28 protein-coding genes, 1 rRNA gene and 1 pseudogene are annotated in these 22,714 nt (G+C 42.0%); 22 read left to right on the forward strand and 8 right to left on the reverse strand.

Features of this window, described 5'->3' with window-relative positions:
- The first annotated feature begins 271 nt into the window (after window positions 1-271).
- The gene (locus FTU03_RS14420) at window positions 272-625 is read left to right on the forward strand and encodes a hypothetical protein (protein ID WP_034705429.1); all 354 of its coding nucleotides are present in this window, start codon (window positions 272-274) and stop codon (window positions 623-625) included.
- A gap of 53 nt (window positions 626-678) precedes the next feature.
- Here the strand turns inward: FTU03_RS14420 and FTU03_RS14425 are convergent, their stop codons facing one another.
- Window positions 679-1,116: a GNAT family N-acetyltransferase gene (locus tag FTU03_RS14425; RefSeq protein WP_179993352.1), complete on the reverse strand. Its 438-nt coding sequence runs from the start codon at window positions 1,114-1,116 to the stop codon at window positions 679-681.
- Window positions 1,110-2,330: pseudogene (locus tag FTU03_RS14430) on the reverse strand (SAM-dependent methyltransferase). Before FTU03_RS14430 ends, FTU03_RS14425 begins: the two are co-directional and overlap by 7 nt.
- A 101-nt stretch (window positions 2,331-2,431) precedes the next feature.
- Between FTU03_RS14430 and FTU03_RS14435 the strand changes: the two are divergent.
- From FTU03_RS14435 to FTU03_RS14445, 3 genes are all read left to right on the forward strand, one after another.
- Window positions 2,432-3,076 carry a hemolysin III family protein gene (locus FTU03_RS14435; RefSeq protein ID WP_179993351.1) on the forward strand — a complete coding sequence of 215 codons (645 nt, stop codon included), beginning with the start codon at window positions 2,432-2,434 and terminating at the stop codon, window positions 3,074-3,076.
- 142 nt (window positions 3,077-3,218) lie between these two features.
- The gene (locus FTU03_RS14440; RefSeq protein WP_159123666.1) at window positions 3,219-4,535 is read left to right on the forward strand and encodes an MFS transporter; all 1,317 of its coding nucleotides are present in this window, start codon (window positions 3,219-3,221) and stop codon (window positions 4,533-4,535) included.
- Window positions 4,536-4,678: 143 nt separating this feature from the next.
- Window positions 4,679-5,092, forward strand: coding sequence for a hypothetical protein (locus FTU03_RS14445; RefSeq protein WP_179993350.1), 414 nt, complete (start codon window positions 4,679-4,681; stop codon window positions 5,090-5,092).
- Window positions 5,093-5,116: 24 nt separating this feature from the next.
- Here the strand turns inward: FTU03_RS14445 and FTU03_RS14450 are convergent, their stop codons facing one another.
- A complete protein-coding gene (locus tag FTU03_RS14450) occupies window positions 5,117-6,127 on the reverse strand; it encodes a metallophosphoesterase (protein ID WP_179993349.1) in 1,011 nt (336 codons plus the stop codon).
- Window positions 6,128-6,228: 101 nt separating this feature from the next.
- Here FTU03_RS14450 and FTU03_RS14455 point away from each other — a divergent pair, with 101 nt between their 5' ends.
- Window positions 6,229-7,863, forward strand: a complete 1,635-nt coding sequence (locus tag FTU03_RS14455) for a phospholipase D family protein (RefSeq protein WP_179993348.1) — start codon at window positions 6,229-6,231, stop codon at window positions 7,861-7,863.
- A 35-nt stretch (window positions 7,864-7,898) separates the two neighbouring features.
- Here the strand turns inward: FTU03_RS14455 and FTU03_RS14460 are convergent, their stop codons facing one another.
- Complete coding sequence (locus FTU03_RS14460; RefSeq protein WP_159123662.1) at window positions 7,899-8,708, reverse strand: 1-acyl-sn-glycerol-3-phosphate acyltransferase; 810 nt, start codon at window positions 8,706-8,708, stop codon at window positions 7,899-7,901.
- A gap of 189 nt (window positions 8,709-8,897) precedes the next feature.
- Between FTU03_RS14460 and FTU03_RS16270 the strand changes: the two genes are divergently transcribed.
- From FTU03_RS16270 to FTU03_RS14495, 8 genes are all read left to right on the forward strand, one after another.
- Window positions 8,898-9,029 (forward strand): hypothetical protein, encoded by a 132-nt coding sequence (locus tag FTU03_RS16270; RefSeq protein WP_004785224.1) that lies wholly within the window; start codon window positions 8,898-8,900, stop codon window positions 9,027-9,029.
- A 76-nt stretch (window positions 9,030-9,105) separates the two neighbouring features.
- Complete coding sequence (hflX, locus tag FTU03_RS14465) at window positions 9,106-10,446, forward strand: ribosome rescue GTPase HflX (protein WP_166139222.1); 1,341 nt, start codon at window positions 9,106-9,108, stop codon at window positions 10,444-10,446.
- Window positions 10,447-10,480: 34 nt separating this feature from the next.
- Window positions 10,481-10,852 carry a hypothetical protein gene (locus FTU03_RS14470; protein ID WP_034704120.1) on the forward strand — a complete coding sequence of 124 codons (372 nt, stop codon included), beginning with the start codon at window positions 10,481-10,483 and terminating at the stop codon, window positions 10,850-10,852.
- A 9-nt stretch (window positions 10,853-10,861) separates the two neighbouring features.
- Window positions 10,862-11,536 carry an LrgB family protein gene (locus FTU03_RS14475; protein WP_179993347.1) on the forward strand — a complete coding sequence of 225 codons (675 nt, stop codon included), beginning with the start codon at window positions 10,862-10,864 and terminating at the stop codon, window positions 11,534-11,536.
- An 87-nt stretch (window positions 11,537-11,623) separates the two neighbouring features.
- The gene (locus FTU03_RS14480) at window positions 11,624-12,070 is read left to right on the forward strand and encodes a DUF2147 domain-containing protein (RefSeq protein ID WP_179993346.1); all 447 of its coding nucleotides are present in this window, start codon (window positions 11,624-11,626) and stop codon (window positions 12,068-12,070) included.
- A 166-nt stretch (window positions 12,071-12,236) separates the two neighbouring features.
- On the forward strand, window positions 12,237-12,407 hold the full coding sequence (locus FTU03_RS14485; RefSeq protein ID WP_159123658.1) for a hypothetical protein: 171 nt from the start codon (window positions 12,237-12,239) through the stop codon (window positions 12,405-12,407).
- 60 nt (window positions 12,408-12,467) lie between these two features.
- Window positions 12,468-12,917, forward strand: coding sequence for a DUF2147 domain-containing protein (locus FTU03_RS14490; RefSeq protein ID WP_004785238.1), 450 nt, complete (start codon window positions 12,468-12,470; stop codon window positions 12,915-12,917).
- Between the two features lie 140 nt (window positions 12,918-13,057).
- On the forward strand, window positions 13,058-13,504 hold the full coding sequence (locus FTU03_RS14495) for a DUF2147 domain-containing protein (protein WP_179993345.1): 447 nt from the start codon (window positions 13,058-13,060) through the stop codon (window positions 13,502-13,504).
- 56 nt (window positions 13,505-13,560) lie between these two features.
- Here the strand turns inward: FTU03_RS14495 and FTU03_RS14500 are convergent, their stop codons facing one another.
- The 3 genes from FTU03_RS14500 to pdxA are packed head-to-tail and all read right to left on the reverse strand — an operon-like array spanning window position 13,561 to window position 16,223.
- On the reverse strand, window positions 13,561-14,406 hold the full coding sequence (locus FTU03_RS14500; RefSeq protein ID WP_179993344.1) for a symmetrical bis(5'-nucleosyl)-tetraphosphatase: 846 nt from the start codon (window positions 14,404-14,406) through the stop codon (window positions 13,561-13,563).
- Between the two features lie 5 nt (window positions 14,407-14,411).
- On the reverse strand, window positions 14,412-15,224 hold the full coding sequence (rsmA, locus tag FTU03_RS14505; protein ID WP_159123656.1) for a 16S rRNA (adenine(1518)-N(6)/adenine(1519)-N(6))-dimethyltransferase RsmA: 813 nt from the start codon (window positions 15,222-15,224) through the stop codon (window positions 14,412-14,414).
- A gap of 30 nt (window positions 15,225-15,254) precedes the next feature.
- Window positions 15,255-16,223 carry a 4-hydroxythreonine-4-phosphate dehydrogenase PdxA gene (pdxA, locus tag FTU03_RS14510; protein ID WP_218945719.1) on the reverse strand — a complete coding sequence of 323 codons (969 nt, stop codon included), beginning with the start codon at window positions 16,221-16,223 and terminating at the stop codon, window positions 15,255-15,257.
- 535 nt (window positions 16,224-16,758) lie between these two features.
- Here pdxA and rplM point away from each other — a divergent pair.
- The 9 genes from rplM (at window position 16,759) to FTU03_RS14555 (ending at window position 22,503) form a co-directional block, all read left to right on the forward strand.
- Window positions 16,759-17,187: a 50S ribosomal protein L13 gene (gene rplM / locus FTU03_RS14515; protein ID WP_004785249.1), complete on the forward strand. Its 429-nt coding sequence runs from the start codon at window positions 16,759-16,761 to the stop codon at window positions 17,185-17,187.
- 12 nt (window positions 17,188-17,199) lie between these two features.
- A complete protein-coding gene (gene rpsI / locus FTU03_RS14520) occupies window positions 17,200-17,586 on the forward strand; it encodes a 30S ribosomal protein S9 (protein ID WP_004785251.1) in 387 nt (128 codons plus the stop codon).
- A gap of 334 nt (window positions 17,587-17,920) precedes the next feature.
- Window positions 17,921-18,589 carry a glutathione S-transferase N-terminal domain-containing protein gene (locus FTU03_RS14525; RefSeq protein WP_104425777.1) on the forward strand — a complete coding sequence of 223 codons (669 nt, stop codon included), beginning with the start codon at window positions 17,921-17,923 and terminating at the stop codon, window positions 18,587-18,589.
- Window positions 18,582-19,010 carry a ClpXP protease specificity-enhancing factor gene (locus tag FTU03_RS14530; protein ID WP_034171093.1) on the forward strand — a complete coding sequence of 143 codons (429 nt, stop codon included), beginning with the start codon at window positions 18,582-18,584 and terminating at the stop codon, window positions 19,008-19,010. The genes FTU03_RS14525 and FTU03_RS14530 overlap by 8 nt, the downstream gene beginning before the upstream one ends.
- Before the next feature lie 18 nt (window positions 19,011-19,028).
- Window positions 19,029-19,676 carry a hypothetical protein gene (locus FTU03_RS14535; RefSeq protein ID WP_005237167.1) on the forward strand — a complete coding sequence of 216 codons (648 nt, stop codon included), beginning with the start codon at window positions 19,029-19,031 and terminating at the stop codon, window positions 19,674-19,676.
- A gap of 454 nt (window positions 19,677-20,130) precedes the next feature.
- Entirely contained in the window at window positions 20,131-20,457 is a 327-nt protein-coding gene (locus FTU03_RS14540; protein WP_373684507.1) for a roadblock/LC7 domain-containing protein, read from the forward strand.
- Window positions 20,458-20,544: 87 nt separating this feature from the next.
- Window positions 20,545-21,522 (forward strand): hypothetical protein, encoded by a 978-nt coding sequence (locus FTU03_RS14545; RefSeq protein ID WP_179993343.1) that lies wholly within the window; start codon window positions 20,545-20,547, stop codon window positions 21,520-21,522.
- Window positions 21,523-21,536: 14 nt separating this feature from the next.
- A complete protein-coding gene (locus FTU03_RS14550) occupies window positions 21,537-22,079 on the forward strand; it encodes an ATP/GTP-binding protein (RefSeq protein WP_179993342.1) in 543 nt (180 codons plus the stop codon).
- Window positions 22,080-22,089: 10 nt separating this feature from the next.
- Window positions 22,090-22,503 carry a roadblock/LC7 domain-containing protein gene (locus FTU03_RS14555; RefSeq protein ID WP_004785266.1) on the forward strand — a complete coding sequence of 138 codons (414 nt, stop codon included), beginning with the start codon at window positions 22,090-22,092 and terminating at the stop codon, window positions 22,501-22,503.
- Between the two features lie 109 nt (window positions 22,504-22,612).
- Here FTU03_RS14555 and rrf read toward each other — a convergent pair.
- Window positions 22,613-22,714 (reverse strand): 5S ribosomal RNA (gene rrf, locus FTU03_RS14560); the annotation flags it as partial.

Below are 22,714 nucleotides of genomic sequence, written 5' to 3' on the forward strand. Positions count from 1 at the left end.
ATAATTCAAGTGAATTTGTTTGAAAGAAGAACTTTAAAAGCTTTATTTTCACCCGATAAAATACCCATAAAACAAGAGGAAGCTCATTTGAGCTTCCTCTTGTGAAAAATTGTGGGACAGCAATGGGAGCTTAACTCCTCTTTTTTTTTATTTCGACGCGATAAACTCTCGAAGTCTATTGCATTCAATCAATGACAGATTTTGATCTGCTTTCCAGGCAATTTATGTTATAAAGTTACATGAGTTAGACATCCACGATGGGTACATGCATATGACTGATCACAGTTCACCTGAAAAATCACCTTGGGGTTGGAAAGCACTGATTATCTTCTGTATTTTAGGTGGATTATTCATGTTGTTTTTCTGGCTTGCGGTCAGTAATGAACCAGACTACATGCCAAGCCAGCAAAAGAAAGAAAATACCCAGCAGCATGCATTTAAGAATGCACCTGCGATGTCTCCAGAAGCTTTAGCCAAAGCACAGGCTGACCGTGAAGCTCGTCAGGCGACCTCTTCATCTCATCAGACTCATGAGACGAGCGTGGAAGAGCACAATATGTCTGCTGAAGAACATGCACAGATGGACAATGCTAGCCATGACGAAAATACCACTCATGGCCACTAAGCAGTTCCAAGATCAAATTTAAAAAAGCGAGGTTTTCCTCGCTTTTTTATTTTTTAGTCTTTTAAGCTGAGATACATATCTATATGTGGAATGCCACAATCCAGATATTCTTCACCCTGCACGTCAAAACCCAAGTTCTGATAAAAGCCAATCGCATGTACCTGTGAAGAAAGCTTTAGGAATTCACGTTGCTCTGTCTTGGCCTGATCAATCACAGCCTGCATGATATTTTGGCCGATACCCGTACCACGTGCCGACTGCAACACAGCTACACGACCAATACTGTGATTTTTTAATAAGCGTGCAGTTGCAACGGGTTGATCCTGTAAATAAGCCACAAAATGCGTAGAGATTGCATCCTCAGCATCCCATTCATCTTCGGGAGCAATTTGCTGTTCCTGAATAAAAACGGCTTCACGTATCACTCTGGCATCTTGGGCTAACTCATCCCAGCTGCCTGACACGATCTTAAGATTGTGATTGTCTAGCATTTAGAACCAATTCCCTGCTGATCCCACTGGTTATTCAATAACAATTCCAGTGAATGTTTTTGAATTCCATACATCTCTTTTAATGCCTGAATCTGGGCGAGAACAGCCTGATCGGGCTGTCCATAATCCTTCCGTTTGGTCGCCAGAATCATTTTATTTTTACTGGTGTGTTCTAGGGCCACAAATTCAAAGACCTTGGTTTCATACCCATACGCCTTAAGCAATAAGGCACGAATGGTATCCGTCAGCATTTCGGCTTGCTGCCCAGCATGGATGCCAAACTGCAACATTGGTGACAGCACTTTCGGACTCTGTAATTGCGGTCTTAACTCTTTATGACAGCATGGAGCACACATGATGATCTGTGCATTCAAGCGAATACCGCTATGGATTGCAAAATCGGTCGCCACATCACAGGCATGCAGAGCGATCATCACATCGAGACGTTCCGGTTCATAGGTACGCACATCGCCCTAGAAGAAATCCAGCTGGCTAAAACCAGATTGCTGCGCGACATTCTGACAGAACTCGACCATTTTCGGATTCAGCTCTACGCCGGTGACATACGGCGTCTGACCATGTTTTTGCATATAATCATATAGCGCACAGGTTAAATATCCCTTACCTGAACCGAAATCGACGATACGTAATCCTTGTTCCTGCGGCTGGATTTGAGCCAGTGCGCCTGAGAAAATCTCGACAAATTTATTAATCTGTTTCCACTTACGCGCCATGCTCGGAATGATCTGGCCTTGCTGATCGGTGATTCCTAAATGCTGTAGGAATACACTGTCCTGATCGACATAACGCTGTTTAACCCGGTCATGGCCCTGCTCGGCTTTTGTCTTTGTAGAGGCAGGTTTAGCTTTACTTCGTGTCAGCATGGCCTTTTTCTTGTTTTTCTTCAGCTGCAATTCTTCCTGATCGGTAAACAGGTTAGCTTGCTTGCAACAGGCCAATAATTCCGTTACTTGAGTCAAGGCTTCATTCAAAGGATAGTTTTTGGTGACATCCTGAGTCTTGTATCGATAGACACAGCTCAAAACCTTCTGTTCATTGAGCGAAATGACTCTAAAGGTCATTTTCTCCAATTGTTCAAGTTCACCTTTATACTGACTTAAGATCAGACGATCAAAATGATCAGTTTCAAAGGCTTGCTGAAAAGCCTCCAAGAACTGTTGTTCCTGAACCGAGAGACAAGTCGATGTCGACATAAGAAAAACCTGATATGAATTGCTGCTCAAGTTTAATTGTTCTTAACTTAAAAGCAAAATTGAATTATTATACAAGTGTATATTTAAAAAGAATGACAACCATGCAGAATGCTCCCCTAGTTCCAGATTATGATCACAATGAGGAACGGATTAATTATATTAGTCACGGCCTCGGTGCTGCACTGGCTTTAATTGCCGGTATTTTATTGATTATTAAAGGCTCTTATTTGAGTGCCGGACAATGGATCGGCCTTTGGGTCTATGCTTTCAGCATGATTCTGCTGTTTTCCGCTTCGATGCTCTACCATATGTCTACTGCTGCTGACCGACGCTATTTTTACAAAAAAGTTGATCATACGGCAATTTACTACCTGATTGCAGGTACCTATACCCCGTTTCTATCGATTGCGATTCCAACAGCCAAGGCCCAGTATTTACTGATTGCCTTGTGGGTGATTACTGTACTTGGAACACTATTCAAGTTCATTTTCATCAACCGTTTCCAGAAACTTTCTTTGGTCGCTTATCTGGTCATGGGATGGCTGGCATTACTGGTTATGGACGATATGCAGCAGTACTTAAGTGCTCAATCTTTAACCTTTCTGATCATTGGTGGCTTAGCATACACTGTAGGTGCATTGTTTTACGCTTTGAAAAGAGTAAGATATACCCACGCTATCTGGCACATTTTTGTATTGATAGGCGCAGGATCACATTTTCTGTCTATCTATCTTTACGTGATTTAATCATCTCATTTCTTCATTTCAGTGACCCTGAGCGAGTTGAAACGAGAAGATTGCAGTTGTTTTTTTAAAAAATTACGCCTTTTTTAAAAAGATTACGCTTTTAAAACTAAGTTTTTTATTTTTAGTAAGTGTAAGGTTATTCATGGCGTCTTCAGATTCTATCGTTGTAACAGAAACTACAGCAACCAATTCAAAATTTCGTGTTTTAACAGCAAGTTTAGTAGGCACTACAATCGAGTTCTTCGATTTCTATATTTATGCCACAGCTGCCGTTATTATTTTCCCTTATCTGTTCTTCCCTACAAGTACAGATCCTATGACTGCGACTATTCAGTCGCTGGCAACCTTTGCGATTGCCTTTATTGCCCGTCCAATCGGCGCTGCACTCTTTGGTCATCTGGGAGACCGGATCGGACGTAAAGCCACACTGGTCGCGGCCTTGTTGACCATGGGTCTTTCTACCGTTGCCATTGGTTTATTGCCAACTTATGCACAAATCGGTATTGCTGCGCCATTATTGCTGGCTCTTTGTCGTTTAGGCCAAGGCCTTGGTTTGGGTGGTGAATGGTCAGGTGCGGTTCTACTGGCAACTGAAAATGCGCCAGAAGGTAAACGTGCCTGGTACGGTATGTTCCCGCAACTTGGTGCACCAATTGGCTTCATTCTGGCAACAGGCTCATTCTTGACCCTTGGCGCATTCATGTCTGAAGCAGAGTTCATGCAATGGGGCTGGCGTATTCCATTTATCTCTAGTGCGCTACTGGTGATTATGGGTCTATGGATTCGTTTGAAATTGCATGAAACCCCTGCATTCCAAAATGTATTGAAAAAGCAGAAAGAAGTGAATGTACCCTTCTTTGAAGTATTCAAAAAGCATTCTAAAATGCTGGTATTAGGTACCATCGCTGCGATCTGTACATTCGTGGTGTTCTACCTGACGACTGTATTCGCATTGCAATGGGGTACCAAACAGCTCGGCTATACACGTGAAGAATTCCTTCAGTTGCAATTAGTTGCAACTCTGTGCTTTGCTGCGTTCATTCCACTTTCAGCGGTACTTGCGGAAAAATTTGGTCGTAAGACAACTTCAATCGCGGTATGTGTGGTCTCTGCTATTTTCGGTATCTTCTTTGCCGACATGCTTGAATCAGGCAGTACGCTGGTTGTGTTCTTCTTCTTATGTATCGGCCTAGCGATCATGGGTCTAACTTATGGTCCGATTGGTACTGTATTGTCTGAAATCTTCCCGACTTCAGTACGTTATACCGGTTCTGCACTGACCTTTAACCTGGCGGGTATTTTTGGTGCATCTTTCGCACCATTGATTGCAACCAAACTGGCAACAACTTATGGCTTGTCTGCAGTAGGTTATTACCTCACAGCAGCCTCTATCCTGTCATTGCTTGCATTCTTGCTGATCCGTGAAACTAAAAATGATGATGTAAACAATCAGATCTAAAGATCTTGACAGATTAAGTCATCTCAATCAAAGCCAGCAGTTCATGCTGGCTTTTTTTATGATTTCACAACAAAAACTTGCTACTTCTTTGCTGATATTTCGGGAACAATCAAATAAATAAAGCCAGAGAATGAGGCAGAGTGATGCAGGATCTTATTGAGCAACTTACTCAAGAACAGCTGGTGGATATAGTGATTCTGCTAGAGGATGATAAAAAACTAGAAGCCATTCGCTATATCCGGGCGCATACAGCTTTAGATGAATCACAGGCGATACAGGTCATTGATAAAATTGTCAGAGAGCATGATCTGGCGCTGAATCGAGACAATAAAGGCAATATCGGCCCACGCTTTACTGATGATGCTGATGAAAATATTCCGGTGGTAACTACATCTTTGGAAGTTCCAGATCATCCCAACCTTAGCATCGCTAAAGATACTGAGGTGGCTGCACAGCAAGTCGGCAAACGTGTGCCCGGCCGTGAGATTGAAAAGAAAATCTGGATCACCGCAGCCGTTATTTTACTGATTATTATTGTGCTCTGGCTACTGCTTTAACAGCAGCGAATGAATCAGTTTTTTTTAGACCAATTCGATAATATCAATGGTTGGTGGTACGCGAAAACGAAATGGTACCCCTACCATGCCCGTTCCCACGGTCACAAATACATCTGCATGCTCATGCCGGTACAAGCCTTTTTTATGGCCCAGAATGGAAACCTTTTTCATCACATAATCCGTCAGCCAGGGTAACTCGACCTGCCCACCATGCGTATGTCCAGAAAGCATCAATGGTCGTGTTGGCAATTTCGGCACCATATCCACGGTATCTGGATTATGCGACAGAATCACCCAAGGCTTGTCTTGAGGCAGATCCGGCATTGCGCGCATATCGGTTTTTCCAGCCCACAAATCCCCTACCCCGAGCAGACGAAATTCATCAAACTCGACAATCTGCCCTTCAATGTCCATAACCTGATTCACTTCCAGCGCATAACGAAGCAATTCCTGAATCGGAGGGCCAGGATACTGTTCATCATGATTCCCTGTCACCGAATATACCGGCGCATGAATTTCTTTTAAGACCGCCAGCTCCTGTGCCAGTTTATTTTCCGGTTCATAAGTCCAGTCTCCTGCGACCACTACCAAGTCAGGTTTCAGATGATTCAACTTATGTACAATCTGTCTTAACTGGCGTTCATGTCCGGAAAACAGGCCAATATGTAAATCTGCAATCAGGGCAATCCGTACCGGTTTTTTAAGTTTCTGCTGAGGATTGATTTGATAAGGCGTGGTTTTAACCCGAATCAAATGCGGCTCGATAAAACGTGCATAACTGAGTACGGCACTAATCACGAAAATAAAAATAGACTCATGAATCGAATAGTAGCCCATCCATCCTGCATAAATACTGAAGAACACCAACGGAATCAGTAAATAGGCCAGATAGAAAGCCAGCAGGTGACAAAATGCTTTAAAGGGATGAATGGTTTCTGTACGCGACTGACTCGACCAGGCCTGATACACTGCCCAAACGGCAAGAATGGCCATGCCTAGATAAAAATAAAAAAGTACGGAACTGGTATCCCACATAGATTTGCCTTGTCGAGTCGAGGAGCTGATTAGTGGCTTTATATTTATCTTTTCATAGCTGGCAATTATACTCAATCCAAATTTTTCAGTCTTTGATGTTTATGGTAAATGCTCCCCACGCTTCCGCTCACTCAAAACCTTCTGGCTTATCAAAAGCTTACCGCTATAAAGCTGGCATTTTACTGAGCTGCAGCCTGGTACTCGGCATTCCTGCTTGCAGTACGCTGCCTCCGCAAACTGAACAGCCTAGCCGGATGGCATTTGAAACGGATACCTCGCAAACCAGTCTGGCCCAGATTGTTGAGCCCTTACGTCGGCAGAATATTGGCCTGACCGGTTATCACGTGTTGCCAGATCCGCTCGAAGCACTCGCTGCACGTATCCAGCTGATTAATAAAGCAGAACGCAGTCTGGACCTGCAATATTACATCTGGGATAACGACCGTATTGGTGCACTGGCTCTGCATGCCCTCATTCAGGCAGCAGACCGTGGCGTAAAAGTCCGTTTATTGATGGACGACAACAATGCCAAGAAAATGGAAGGTATTTATCTGGCGCTGGACCAGCACCAGAATATTGAGGTCAAACTGTATAACCCCTACCGTTTCCGTAAATACCGTGCCATGGATATGCTGCTGGATCTAAAACGGATCAACCGCCGCATGCACAACAAAAGCTTTATTGCCGATAACCAGATTGCCCTGATTGGTGGCCGTAATATGAGTAACCAGTATTATAACGTCAGTGACAGTTATCAGTTCTCTGATGTAGATGTGATGTTGGTCGGTGCCGCTTCTGATGAAATCATTCATTCTTTTGATGAATACTGGAATGATGATTATGCCTACCCGGTGCGGCAGATCGTTAATCCTCGCCATCACACGCTACGCTACCCGAGCCTGAAACAGCAGCTGGAAGAATATAGCCATGATACTGCAATCCAGAATTACCTGAATCTGGCCAATCGTTCTCAGGCTTTCGATAAATGGCTGGAACACAATATTCAGCTTGATTGGGTAGAAGCTGAAGTCGTTAAAGACCCACCAAGTAAAATCAAGTCAAAGGCTAAAACTGAAGATCACTTGAACTTCCAGTTACTACAGCATCTGGAAAAACCGGAAGAGAGTGTGGATATTGTGTCGGCCTATTTTGTACCGGAAAAACAGGGTGCAGAACGTCTCAAGAAACTGGCTTCAGAAGATGTCAAAGTCCGAGTACTGACCAATTCCTATAAGGCCAATGACGTGCCGCTGGTCCATGCCTTTTATGCTAAATATCGTCAGGAATTGCTGGAAAATGATGTAAAGCTCTATGAGTTTTTGGCCGCGCCAGATGCCGACAACCTGAATGCCAATACTGAAGAGCTGGCACAAAAAGCGAAGGTCAGCTTAAAAGGCCTGAGCCGTTCCAGCCTGCATGCCAAACTGATGGCCATTGACCAGAAACAGGTATTTATCGGTTCTTTTAATTTCGATCCGCGTTCAGCTTATTTGAATACTGAAATTGGCGTATTGCTAAATAGTCCTAATCTGGCCCGTGCAGTACACGAAACCATGGACAAGAATTTAAGCAAGTATGCCTATAAGTTGGTTCTAGATGCCAACCAGAACATTAACTGGAAAATCCACAATGCCAAAGGTGAAACAAAGACCTTTAAAAAAGAGCCAGGAATGAAGTGGTATCAAAAAGCCTCAATAAAATTCCTGTCAATCCTCCCGATCGAAGGTTTTATGTAATGAATATCTCTGAGTATTTCTAATAAAAAAGCCTCTTAATGAGGCTTTTTTAATACTTTGGCTTGCAACCTTTGCAAACCCTCCAGCATATTTTCATGTACTAATGCAGTCAGGCTTTCTACTGTATGCCCTTCAGTCGAAATTGCTGGTAAGGCCATCAGATGAGCTGTCACTTTAGGCATTTCCAGAACATTCTGTACATGTTTGGCAAAACTGATGTTCCCAATAAAAGGCGCCACCATATCCAGTTCACCCTGCTGATTCACATAACAGATCAGACAGATTTGTACCGGACGTTGCGCTTCAATCGCTGCACCCAGAATACGTCCATAAATTTTTTTAATTGAGCGTCCATCAGATGTGGTCGCCTCAGGAAAAAATAGAACTGGAATATTCTGTTTCAGGAAGCCGGTAATCTGTTCACGGATTCTGACCGAATCTCCTGAACCACGCTTGATAAATAAGGTGCCACCACCTTTAGCCAGCTTGCCTAGAATTGGCCAATTTTCAATTTCAGCTTTGGCCAGAAAAAACACTCGCGCGCCTGAACCCAAAACGGCGATATCCAGCCAGGACACATGATTGCTCACCCATAATGCCGGCTCACGTGGAATCACGCCATGGACCTGAACCTCAATATTAAATACCTTGCACAACTGGCGACAGAAATACTGCACATATCGGGTATTGTTCGGATTATTCGGATCTTTATACAAACCATGACGGTAAACCAGATAAAACCCCTGGCTGATGGCTGCTAATGCAGAAGTCGTTTTTCTTGTATAAAGAAAGAATTTTGCAAAACCTTGTATCTCAGGTGATTGATTTTGTACAGTCGAGTTCATAAAAAGATCACTAAATCCTAAACAAGATACAGGGAATATCCACGAATTAAACCCATTTTATACTGTTCATGTCCAACTTGCATTGATAATAAAAAACGACCAAGTACATCTATATTTTCAATTTAAATTCATTAAATGAATTAAATAAAATAAATCAATCGAAATATTAGATTAAAAAGGATGCTCATCATGCAAGATGAAACAGTGAAATCAGCTGAGATGATTCGGCCCTTAAAAGTATTGAGCTATATCTTGGGTGGTACCCTGTTATATACGGCGCTGCTCGTAACACTTGCACAACTGTTTGTCACGGCACTCTAAAACAAAGCCCGCTATTTCAGTATCTGTAAAGTTCATTTTCAACTAAAATGAAGTTTTCAACTGGAGATTGGCCTGAGTGGAATATTTTGAGCAACATCAGGGAAAAGAACGCGTCATACTGGTCAGTGTGAGCGTACAAATGCTGGATGACCTTGATGCTGAAGAGTTTCATCTGTTAGCTCAATCTGCAAATGCCGAAATTCTGGAACATCTCTTTGTTCAACGCTTAAAACCGGATGCCAAATTTTTTGTGGGTTCAGGAAAAGCAGAAGAAATTGCTGAACGGGTCAAAGAATTGGATGCCAATCTGGTCATTTTCGATCATGCGCTGACACCTGCCCAAGCACGTAACCTTGAAAATGTGGTGCATTGCCGGGTGGTTGATCGTACCGAACTCATCCTCGATATTTTTGCACAGCGTGCCCGTACCTATGAAGGGAAACTGCAAGTTGAACTGGCACAATTACAGCATCTGTCTTCACGACTGGTTCGTAGCCGTACCAATCTGGATAGCCAGAAAGGCGGGATCGGTCTGCGTGGTCCGGGTGAAACCCTGCTAGAAACAGATCGCCGTTTATTGCGTATCCGCATGGGGCAGCTTAAAGCTAAAATAGAAAAAGTTCGCCAAACCCGTATTCAGGGCCGTGTTGCACGCCAAAAAGCGGCTGTTCCAACCGTGTCTTTAGTAGGTTATACCAATGCGGGAAAATCTACCTTATTCAATATTCTGGCCGATAGCGATGTTTATGCAGCAGACCAACTATTTGCGACTCTGGATCCAACTTTAAGACGCCTGCAATGGGACGGCGTCGGTAATCTGGTACTGGCAGATACGGTAGGCTTTGTGCGTAATCTTTCGCATTCACTGGTCGAATCTTTTAAAGCAACTCTGGAAGAAACCGTTGAAGCCACCCTGCTTTTGCATGTGATTGATTCCAGCAGTCCGGAAATGCTTGAACAAATTGAAGCCGTTGAAAAGGTGCTCAAGGAAATTGGTGCCGACGTCCCGGTGTTACGAGTTTATAATAAAATCGACTGTAGCGGTGAAGATGCCAAAATCATTTATCGCCAGCCCGGTCAGCCTGAACGGGTCTATGTTTCAGCACATAGTGGTGAAGGTCTGGATCTGTTACGCAAAGCCGTGCATGAAGCATTAATGGGTCAGATTCAGCACTTTGAACTGGTATTGAAACCTGCCTATGGCAAACTGCGCAATCAACTTTATGCGCTGAACGTGATTCAGTCTGAACATTATGATGATGAAGGTCAGTTACATATCGATGTACGGATTGCACCTCCGAAGCTGGAACAGTTGATCAAACAGGCTCATTTACCGATAGAAGAAATTCTGGGATCTCAAGCACTTCAATTCCAGCGTCCACTTGAAGAGTTTGAAATCCAGCGTAAGATCGAGTAAAACTTGATAAGTAAACTTTTAAATGACATCACCAATGAACTGGATAAAACATATTGACTGGCCAGCATGGATCAGCACTCTCCTCTTAATTATTGTATTTCGTGAAGCTTCAGTCTGGCTAATGACCCAGCTAGATCATCCTGAATTGGGCAACCTGGTCGGACTCATCAGCCTGCTAGTCACCTTATTTGCCTGGCGCTATTTTGGCAAAATTCCAGCGCGTCTGGTGGATACTAATAACAAGCTGATGAAAGAAAGTGCCTTCGCTTTTTTACCGATTAGTGCAGGCGCGCTAATTATGTTGATGCATATGGGACAAAAAATTCCGGCCTTTATGCTGGTGTTATGCCTGAGTACTCTGCTCCCTCTTTGGATCTACGCCAAAATGGCAAAACGCTGGTTATAGGAGTCGCACATGTTTTCTGTTCTTTATAGCTTTGCGATTACCTTAATTGCTTATCTGCTTGCCAAACCCTGCAATCGTGTTATTCCGCAAATTCCTGTGATTGTGTTTAGCATGTTCCTGGTGCTGGTGATTTTATTGGTGCTGGGTATTCCTTATGAGCATTATATGGATGAGGTCAATCCACTGTTTAACCATTTGCTTGGTTATGTCACAGTTGCACTGGCGATTCCGCTAGCCGCCATGCGTTATGATGACCTGCCACTGAAAGCTATTGTCGGAATTCTGGTTTTTGCCAGTATCAGTGCGGTCGCCTTACCGATGGGTCTCGCCTATTTACTACATATGTCTTCTGGCGACATCATGGCCTTTGCCACCCGTGCAGTCACGACACCAATTGCAATTAATATTGCGACCTTACTGGAGGCACCTGTTAGTCTGGCCATTCTGATCGTCATTTTGTCTGGCGTAATTGGTGCAGCATTTTCACCATTTATTTTACGACATATCAATGATGAGCGTGCTTCAGGTCTGGCTCTAGGTCTAGCAGCACATGCGATTGGTACAGCTCAAGCCTGGCAGCGTGGCAGTGTTGCCGGACGTTATGCTACGTTTGGCATGGCAGTGAATGCCGTTTTTACTGCGATCTGGTTGCCAACTTTTATACTTTATCTGCAAAAAATGTGACTCATCAATCAATATTTAACGTTTGTTTCTGAATGAAACTATTCTTACTATAGGGAAATAAAGAATTTTTCACTCAGGAACAGACCTATGAAAAAGGTTCAATTATTATCCTTTTTAGCCCTGACCTTTTTCAGTCATCTGGCTTTCGCTTCCGATATTTCAGGCACCTGGAGAAGTATTGACGATAAAACAGGATCAGCTAAAGCGATTCTGGAAATTCGTGAAACTTCAAATGGTGTTTATACTGCCAAAATTACCAAGATTACGCCTCGTCCTGGCTATACACCGCGCGAAACCTGTGTTTCCTGCCCTGCACCTTATACCAATAAACCGATTCTTGGTCTGGATGTACTCACCGGCTTAAAGGATGCAGGCAATAATAATTTCTCTCAAGGTAAATTGATTGACCCTTTATCCGGCAATATTTACAACACCAAAGCTAAATTAAGTGCCAATGGCAAACGTCTAATCCTACGTGGTTATGTAGGTGTTTCAGCCTTGGGACGCAGCCAGACTTGGATTAAACAAGATTAATTCATGACTTAGTGCACAGAAGCTTGCATTTTCATGCATTAAGTTGTATCAATATTAGACAGATGCTTTTTTTATACAATATAAAACATGCATATAAATATTAGATTCATTTGCTTTAACAGGCTTAGCATCAAACGGATTTTGATGCGCAATATAAGGAGATAGAATGCAAGACATTACCATGTTAAAGATCTTACTGAATTTCTCTGCTTTTACTGAAAATTCAGTAACAAAGCAATTAACATCGACAGGTTTCTGTCATGGGGAATCAACAGGCTTAAAGCAGATTGACCGAGCGATCTGCAACGCTCATTACTCTAAAATCAACCAAAATTAAAAAACCACACGCTTGTGTTTGGGATAGTTTGTTTCATCTATGAAAAAAGGATAAATATAAATGAATAAATCTAAATTAGGATTAATGCTCATTGCTACATTCATGACTGGGACCATTTATGCACAAGACTTGACCGGGACATGGCAACAAATCGATGATAAGACTGGTTCACCCAAAGCACTGATTGAAATCCGTCAGGACAGCAATGGTACTTATGCCGGCAAAATTGTCAAAGTAACGCCTCGTCCAGGTTATACCCCACAAAAAACCTGTAATAAATGTCCTGCTCCTTATACCAATCAGCCGATCTTGGGGATGGACGTACTGACAGGTTTAAAACAGGTCGGTGATAGCGTGAATTATGAAAAAGGTCGTGTGATTGATCCATTGGCAGGTAAAATTTACGATGCCAAGGTTCGTCTAAGCAGCAACGGCAAACGTTTAACCCTACGTGGTTATGTGGGTGTTTCTGCTTTAGGCCGTAGCCAGACCTGGATCCGTCAGGAATAAGTTCACACTTTTTCTCAAAGCTGCCAAACAGGCAGCTTTTTTATAAATTTAATTCCATGATTTTTAATTATTTATTGACTATTTGTGCAATCTTCCTAACATGTGCGGGCAATAATGAAAAGTTCTTTGGAATGATGGATATGTTAAAGAAGATACTCCTTGCCACATTGACTACAGGATTCATGATGAACCTGTGGGCTCAAGATATTAGCGGAACCTGGCAACAAATTGATGATAAAACTGGAGCAGCAAAAGCCATCATTGTCATCGAAAAAGAAGCAAATAATACTTACTCAGGCAAGATTGTGAAAATCACGCCACGTCCAGGTTATACACCACGCGAAAAATGTAATAAATGTCCAGCCCCTTATACCGATCAACCGATTTTAGGCATGACTATTCTAAAAGGCCTGAAACACGTTGAAGGCACCAAAAATTATGAAAAAGGTCGTGTCATTGATCCATTGGCAGGTAAAATTTATGATGCCAAGGTTCGTCTAAACAATACTGGCAAGCGTTTAACGCTACGTGCCAGTGTGGGTGTTTCAGTTCTGGGCCGCAACCAGACCTGGATTCGCGCAGACTAATCATCAGCACAATAAAAAAGCCACGTTCAACGTGGCTTTTTTGAGCTTTAAATATTTTAAAATACCGGATTATCGACGGCAAACATTTGCTGGTCTTCCAGTCGATAAGCCATCAGCTGATTACCCCAGACACAACCACCATCGACATTCTGAATTCGCTCAGAAATGGTTTTACCCTGTAAGGCAGCCCAATGCCCAAATACAATTTGATGGGTTGCGGTAGTTTTCGATTCAAATTCAAACCAGGGCTTAAAGCCTTCCGGCATCGGATCATCCAATGAATCTTTAAAACTGTATTCCAGACGTCCTTCTGCGTCAGTTAAACGCATCCGGGTCAGGTAATTCACGATACAGCGCGTACGCTCATGACCTTCTAATTCATCTGACCAGAGTGTAGGCTCTTTCCCAAACATTTCCTTTAAGAAAGCATCCACCACCTCAAAATCATCATGGGCAATAATAGCTTCTACTTCTTTAGCCAATTCAGCCGTCTTGGTTGCATCCCAGATATTGGGAATCCCGGCATGGGTCAGTACCGTCTGTTCATTCGGAAACAGGCACATCGGCTGTTTACGGATCCAGTCAATTAACTCATCACTGTCGATCGCATCAATCACATCACGGACATTGTCCTTGTCTTTAATCGGCTTGATGCCACGTGCATAAGCCAAAAGAGTCAGATCATGGTTACCGAGTACTGTTGCCGCCACGCCATTATCCGCCAGCTTTTTAATAAAGCGTAATGCACCCAGCGAGTTTTCCCCTCTAGCCACCAGATCACCAGCAAACCAGATAAAGTCCTGATCAGGATCAAAACGGATTTCTTTCAGCAGTGCTTTCAAGGCTTCAAAACAGCCTTGCACATCACCAATCACATAATTGTATCGAACAGTGCGAGTCATTATTCTTAAGCTACCATTTGATCAGATAAAGCCACAAATTGGGCAAGTGTAAGTGTCTCTGGACGTGCCATTGGATCCACACCTGCCTTTTCAAAACCATCTTCAACCAGCATCCCTTTCAGGCTATTACGCAAAGTCTTACGGCGCTGGGTAAATACATGCGATACCAGACGAGCCAAAGCTTTTTCATTTTTTGCCACGATCGGTTTTACATCATATGGCTCCAAACGGAACACGGCAGACGTCACTTTTGGTGGCGGATTGAAAGAGCCTGGCGGCACTTCAAACAGGAAAGTCGGTTTGCAGTAATACTGAATCATTACCGACAAACGACCATATTCTTTGGTGTTCGGTGATGCAGTAATACGATCAACCACTTCTTTTTGCAGCATGAAGTGCATGTCTTTCACTTTGTCACCGAATTCCAGGAGATGGAACAACAGTGGTGTCGAAATGTTATAAGGCAGGTTTCCGACTACACGTAACGGACGGCCTTCTTCAAACAAATTGGTGAAATCGTATTTCAGTGCATCTGTTTCAATAATGGTTAAACGTTCAGGATGCGGCACACGACCCGGCAAACCAGCGGCCAAGTCACGGTCCAGCTCAAGTACAGTCAAGGCATCACATTCACCAATTAAAGGTGATGTCAAAGCAGCCAGACCCGGACCAATTTCAACAATATTTTCGCCTGCACGCGGATTTACCGAACGCACAATTTTAGCAATGACACGTTGGTCATGTAAGAAGTTTTGACCAAAACGCTTACGCGTGTGATGCCCTTCATCTTTTGGGTTTAAGGCATTAATCTGATACATAGACATTTCCAACGTGTAATAAAGACGAGATCATTGACGCGCTAAATCCAGCGCCAAATCCACAGCCACATGTAAGCTTGAGCTTTTCGCAAGGCCTGTACCTGCGAGGGAGAGTGCTGTGCCGTGATCGACAGAAGTTCGGATAAACGGTAAGCCCAAAGTAATATTGATGGCTTCACCAAAGCCCTGAGATTTTAACACAGGTAAGCCCTGATCGTGATACATCGCCAGAACAGCATCGGCATCTTTCAAGTTTTCAGGAGTAAATAAAGTATCTGCAGGCAAGCTCAGGCTCATATTGATACCTTGAGTACGGTAAGTCTCCAGTACTGGATTGATGACTTCAACCTCTTCCATCCCCAGATAACCGCCCTCACCTGCATGTGGGTTTAAACCACAGACCAGAATATGCGGATGTTCAATTTTGAATTTGGATTTCAGGTCGTGAATCAGGATATTAATCACCTGATGCAGGCGTTCCGGAGTAATCGCATCAGCAACTGCACGAAGTGGAAGATGTGTGGTTGCTAAAGCCACGCGCAAGGTTTTGGTTGCTAACATCATCACCACACGCGGTACACCTGCGAATTCCTGGTAATACTCGGTATGACCGCTAAAATGGATGCCTGCATCGTTAATTACCGACTTTTGCACTGGTGCAGTCGCTACACCCACGCTTTTATTCGTCATAGCATATTCAGCTGAACGACGTAGCTGCTCCAGTACATAAGCGGCATTATGGCTATTCAGCTGTCCTAGTACTACCGGCTCTTTTAAAGGCACGTGCTCGACATAAAGCTGACCTTTTTCTGAAGAAGTCGTTTGCCCTGTATATTCAATCAGTTCAACCAGAAGTTTTAACTGCTGCGCCCGTTGACGGAGCATTTCCAGATCGGCAAGTACCACCAATGGACGTTCATCAATACGATCCGCCAAACTCAGGCAGATATCTGGACCAATTCCGGCAGGTTCACCACTGGTAATATATAAAGGCAGCATGACTTTCTTCTGTATTATCAATTGTCCTTATTTTAGTACAAATTTCACAGGGAAAGTTCTAGATAAAGGTTTAGATGATGTTTATTCAAATAATACTGTACCTTTCTCATTATATTAAAGAGAGATAAAACCGGACTGACATCAATGAACCCTATAAAGAGTTTCGGGCAATCATCTCAATACTCGACATGTTTAGCTTTTGGCATTTTCAGGGAAGATTGCCTCAAGTTTAGAAGGCAAACCTAGGTAGACTCGAAGACAGGCCATTTGTTAAAGAAATACATATTAAAAAACAACCGTGTTCATTCATACAAAGATGCGCCCCTAGTCTTAGGTCCATTTTATTATTTAATGATTAAGCATATGTGTTTATAGGCTAAAAATCCTACTGGTCATTTATTGAAAGACGTTGTAAAATACAGCGCTTGAAATTTTATATTTTCATTGTGGTTCTCCCGGCTTTCGGGTAGAATTCGGTCTCCTTTTGTTTGGACAGCTTCCATAGTCCAAACCAACTATAATAGGTAGTGGTTTAATGAAAACTCTCAGCGCTAAGCCAGCTGAAGTTCAACACGACTGGTACGTTGTTGATGCTTCTGGCAAAACTTTAGGTCGTCTCGCGACTGAAATCGCTCGTCGTTTACGCGGTAAGCATAAAACTTCTTATACTCCTCACGTTGACACTGGTGATTACATCGTTGTTATCAATGCTGAGCAAGTTCAAGTGACTGGTAACAAATCACTTGACAAGAAATACTATCGCCATACTGGTTTCCCTGGTGGTATTCGTGAAACTAATTTTGAAAAATTAGTTGCTCACAAACCAGAAGAAATTTTCCAACGCGCTGTAAAAGGCATGTTGCCAAAAGGTCCTCTTGGTTATGCAATGATCAAAAAAATGAAAGTGTACGCTGGTACTGAGCATCCACATACTGCTCAACAGCCACAAGTTTTGGACATCTAAGGGATACAGCACATGGCTACTAACTATGGTACAGGTCGCCGTAAGACCGCAACTGCACGTGTTTTCCTATCTGCTGGTACTGGTAAACTCGTAATCAACAACCGTTCTTTAGAACAATACTTCGGTCGTGAGACTGCTCGTATGGTTGTTCGTCAACCTCTAGAGCTTCTTGAAGCGACTGAGAAATATGACCTTTACATCACTGTTGCAGGTGGTGGTATCGGTGGTCAAGCAGGCGCTATCCGTCACGGTATTACTCGTGCACTGATCGCTTCTGACGAAACTCTTAAACCTGCTCTTCGTCAAGCTGGTTTCGTTACTCGTGATGCTCGTGAAGTTGAACGTAAGAAACTTGGTTTACGTAAAGCTCGTAAACGTCCTCAATTCTCTAAACGTTAATTCGTTTACCGAATCGGACAAAAAACCCTGGTGTATACCAGGGTTTTTTTATGGCTTGAAAATGACCACTTAATATTATTTTTATTGTCATTGTTCATGCACATCCTTACCCCATACCCCTTCATGACACCAGAAGGATTTGGTCAGATAATAATTCGCAACACCGATGATAATAAACAGAATGATTAAGCCAAAATTCATGATCATGTTGTTCTGCTCCTTTCATTTTTTTCTCTACTCTACCCTGCCTTAGTCCAATTGGCTTTTTATGCTTCGTGCTTTTTAGGTTGATTTTTAGTATCCTAGTCTATTCATTAGAACTTAATCAGGATTTATGTCAGTCGAAAGCGCGCCACTTCAAGGACTCACCTTATATAGCCATGCCGATGACTTTCGTTCCCATTGGATTCGCTACGTACTTGCCGAAAAGCAGATTAAATATAACCTGATCCTGGTCGATAGTGATGATGAAGATCTGGCCAGCCTCAATCCTTATAACCAGCTGCCCATGCTGATTGAAAATGATTTAAAATTGTTCAATACCAGCATCATTTCAGAATATATAGACGATCGTTACCGCCAGAACAAGCTCTATGCAGATGCCCCTATGCCACGTGCGGAACAGCGGCAATATATCTGGCGTTTTGAAAATGACTGGCTCAAACTGGCCGATATCATGTTATGCCACCCAGATACTTTGGATGCTGCAGCCAAAGTGAAGGCACAAAAACAGCTGCATGATATCCTGATTTCATTAACGCCCTTGTTCCAGCATTTTCCTTACTTTATGTCGGAACAATTCAGCATTTTAGATTGTATGCTGGCTCCCATTTTCATTCGACTTAAAAGCATGGGAGTAGAATTACCTCGACAACAATGTCGTCCATTTTATTTATATTGCCAGCGAGTTTTTAGCCGTCCTGCATTTGCAAAATCCATGACCTTGCAGGAAAAAAACCGCTACCAAGAGCAAATTAAACCTGTAGAGAAACATCATGTCTGAACAAGAATTCAACTTAAGTCCTACCCGTCCCTATATGGCACGTGCAATCTATGAGTGGATTTGCGATAACAATATGACGCCTTATCTGCTGGTCGATGCTACACGTCCAAACACCATGGTACCCGAGCAGTTTATTAAAGATGGCCAGATTGTCCTGAATATTGTGCCGCATGCAGTTCATGCGCTGAATATGGATAATGAAGCCATCACCTTCTCAGCACGTTTTGGTGGTGTATCACGTGATATCTATGTACCGATGGCAGCAGTCCTCGGGATCTATGCACGTGAAAATGGTCAAGGATTATTCTTTGATCCAAATGAATATGAGCATACACAAAATGATGAAGATGCTTTAAAATCAAGCACTGAAGAACAGCCTGAACCCGCAAAGAAAAAACCAACCCTAAGGTTATTAGATTAAAAATAATGGAGTAAGTGAATGGCTTTTGATTTAGTACAATATTTTGTTGAACAGATAGAAACTCAAAAGCCTGAGCTTCTACAAAGCTATACAAAAGAAGAAAGACGTAAATATATTTCAGAAATCAATGCTCTCACTTTAGGCAAACTGATTAGCGAATGGCGCAATAACCCGCAAAAAATTTATAATGAAATAAAACACCCAGATGAACTTTATATCCTGGAAATCGCCCGTCACCTGACTACCCGAGTGGAAAACCAGTCAACTTTACCAAAACCCGAGCTGGAACAGCTCACGTCTGAAATTTTCCATTTTCAGCTGACTGAATTAAAGCAGTTACATGATACTGGCAATCATAATCAGACCAGTATCCAAGAGCTGCTAAAAGGACAAATTGAACATTTGTCTGGCCAGGCAGATGATTGGGTTTGGACAACAAATAACCTAACAGAACTCAAAGGCTCTAAACCAATTCATGAAGAAGAGCTATCATTAGAAGCATCAATGAAGGAGTTTAGCCAAATGGTTCATCAAAATAGCCAGCATCATGATGTTGAAGAAGTTGCTGTTGTAGAAACACCAACCTGGGCAAAAATCGTTGAGCCAGTGGTTGCGCTTGCGATTCTTTGGGTATTGATTGATGCAGTATTACGCGTATTTGCATAAATACTTCAACCTCAAAAATTCAGTTTTACTAAAAGCCAATGAGATATTGGCTTTTTTTATTCTTTAAATTTATCAGGGAATAAAGTGAATCTATTTTTTCAACTGAAATTTTTACCTAATTAGTTCCATAATCCATTCAAAATATTTTATTACATCTTTTAGATTAAGGTGAGATTATAGATTAAAAAATAATCACAAAATCATTTCACATATCCTTAAATAAAAAGATAAACGCATCACATAATTAAAAAGTACAAGTTAAAAATTAAGATATAAAGTAAAACATTAAATTTTATATGGTTTTTATTTCAATTGTAATTTACTCCCCCATTTTTATAATGAATTTGAATGAAAAAGATAATATTCGAACTTCATTAAATACAACTATCGCATCAACTATTTTTATAACAGGGAAATAATTATGGCTAAGGTAACCTAAGATACACTTACAGACATTGATGGTTTCGTTGCTGCAGCATTAGCTGATGGTGAAAGCGGCTTGGCTTTAGCAACTCAAGGTGGTGGCAATATCGATCTTGAACTTGCAGCAGCCGGCAATACAGAAGTGGTTCGCGCAAAACGCCGTGTAGCGAATTCATTAAATCTGAATGACTCGATTGAAGATATTCTGATTACGCTGGGCAAGCAATATCATCTCATTCGCCCACTCGAAAATAATAATAATGTATTCCTGTATCTTGTACTGGATCGTTCTAAAGCAAACCTGGCTATGGCTCGTCATGAGCTTAAATCTTTTGAACAAGGTTTAGACTTTAGCTAATACACAGTTTTCCCCTTTATTTCATGCGATAAAAGGGATTCTTATACGCTTCACCCAATAAAATATAAACTTTAATCGAGACTTAAAATGCATAGGCATTATATTCATATTGGAATAGCAGATTTAAGTATTCACGATGCAGATGAACTAAAAAAGACTTTACAGCACATCACTCCTGATCATTTTATCCTGCAATGGAACACTGCTTCCGATCCTCATCTCGATTGCCTGTTTGTATATGAATACTTTCTTGAAACAGAGGGTATTCAACGTGTTCTCAAAAACCAAAAATGCCCTTATTTATGCATTTCTAAAAATACTCAATACTCGAACCAGATTATAAATAATACGCTCGCTTTACCCCTGCAAAATACACGAAATCTCAAGCACTGGTTTGAGCAAAACGTCCTAAATTCAGAAATTACCTCAGAAATAGAAGAACCTATATTTTCAGCCCCCGTTCAGAGCCAGGAATCTTCTAACCATCCTTACACCATTAACTTTTTTAAAGAGATGCTGCATCCTGAAAAAGGTAAATTACATCTCTATGATCAGCATGGCACCATTGCCATTATTGACTCAGCAAAAAACCTGGCCTGGTTAAACAAAGACCGGGCTGAAACTGGCACAGACTTTTCTTTTCAATATGACTTCGCATCTACTAGCGACCTCTTAAAAGTTACACGTAGAGAAACGCAGATTCTCCAAGACTGGTTATGGAATTTTTTCTGGAACTCGCCTAGTTTTGCTCAGATCGCACCTGAAGATGATCACTATAAAATTCACTACTGGCCAAAGCCGGCTCATTCGCTGCATAAAAAACGTATTTTTCAGATATCAGCCTGTTTTATTCAAGGGGCTAAAATTTCAAAAATTGCTGAACAACATGCAATTTCTTTACTCACGCTTCGACAATTTATCGCAGCCAGTATGGCTTCAGGAAATATTGAAAAAATTAATGCTTGGGAAAGTCGCTATCGCACCACTGAGCCAGTTGAAAGAACAGAACAGCAAAATTTCATTAAAAGCTTTTTTGGAAAGCTTCGATTTAAATTTGGATTTTAATAAAGTAAATACTTATGATTTTACAACAATATAAAATCGTTTTTGCGGGCTCCATGGGCGCAGGTAAAACAGCCGCGATACGTTCATTAACTGATATACCAGTGTTACTCACTGAGGCACTGAATACTGACGACCGCAGCCATACAAAAATGGAAACCACGGTAGGAATCGATTATGGTGAGATCACATTAGAAGATGGAACCAAAATTGGCCTGTATGGGACGCCTGGACAAAGTCGCTTTGACTTTATCTGGCCTGTCATCTGTCAAGGCGCACTAGGTGCCATTATCCTTATTGATCATACAGTGAGTGATCCGATCCAGGAACTGGAAAGCTATATCGAAGTATTCCAGGAATATACCCATAATATTGCCATTGGGATTACGCACAGTGATCTTGAAAGCCCTCATTTTACCCAGATTTATAAGGACTGGCTGATCCAGCAGGATCTCTATACTCCCCTCTTTTTTGTAGATGCACGTCAAAAAGACGACATCTTACTTCTCTTAGAAGCCCTCATTACTTCAATCGAAGTCAACCATAACCTCATGAGCTAAGGATTAAAGCATGCTCACTATACAAGAAAGACGTCAAGCCCCAGAAGCCCTCGTACAGCATGCCAAACAGCAAATTCAGGAGATTATTAGCAATGTTCGTGGCGTATATTATGTAATGGTCTGCTCAACAGATGGGTTTGAATTGGCCACAATTCATAAGAAAGACAACTATAACAATAGCAAGCTTGCTGCTGTGAGCAGTTCGATTTTAGCGATGGTTTCTGCATTTACTAAAGAGATCCATCTTACTGGCTGTCAGAGTATTACTTTGGATGCAGAAAATGGAAAAGCCATTTTGACAGCAGTTGCAGCACCGAAACACCCTCTTATTCTGGTCACTTTAGCTGAAAAAGACATTTTATTGGGTCAGGCCCTGTATATGCTGAAGAATGCCACACAGTCCATTATCGCTGCAGATCAATAAATAGATAGATTCAAAAAAGGCTTAAATTTATTTAAGCCTTTTTCTATTTCATCTTTATTTTTTCTATAAAAAAAGCCCCCTGCATGAGCAGAGGGCTTTTGGAATAATGAGCTGGCGATGACTTACTCTCACATGGGAGACCCCACACTACCATCAGCGCTAAGAGGTTTCACTTCTGAGTTCGGGAAGGGATCAGGTGGTTCACTCTTGC

The organism is Acinetobacter sp. YH12046 (genome assembly GCF_013419905.1).
Lineage (GTDB): Bacteria > Pseudomonadota > Gammaproteobacteria > Pseudomonadales > Moraxellaceae > Acinetobacter.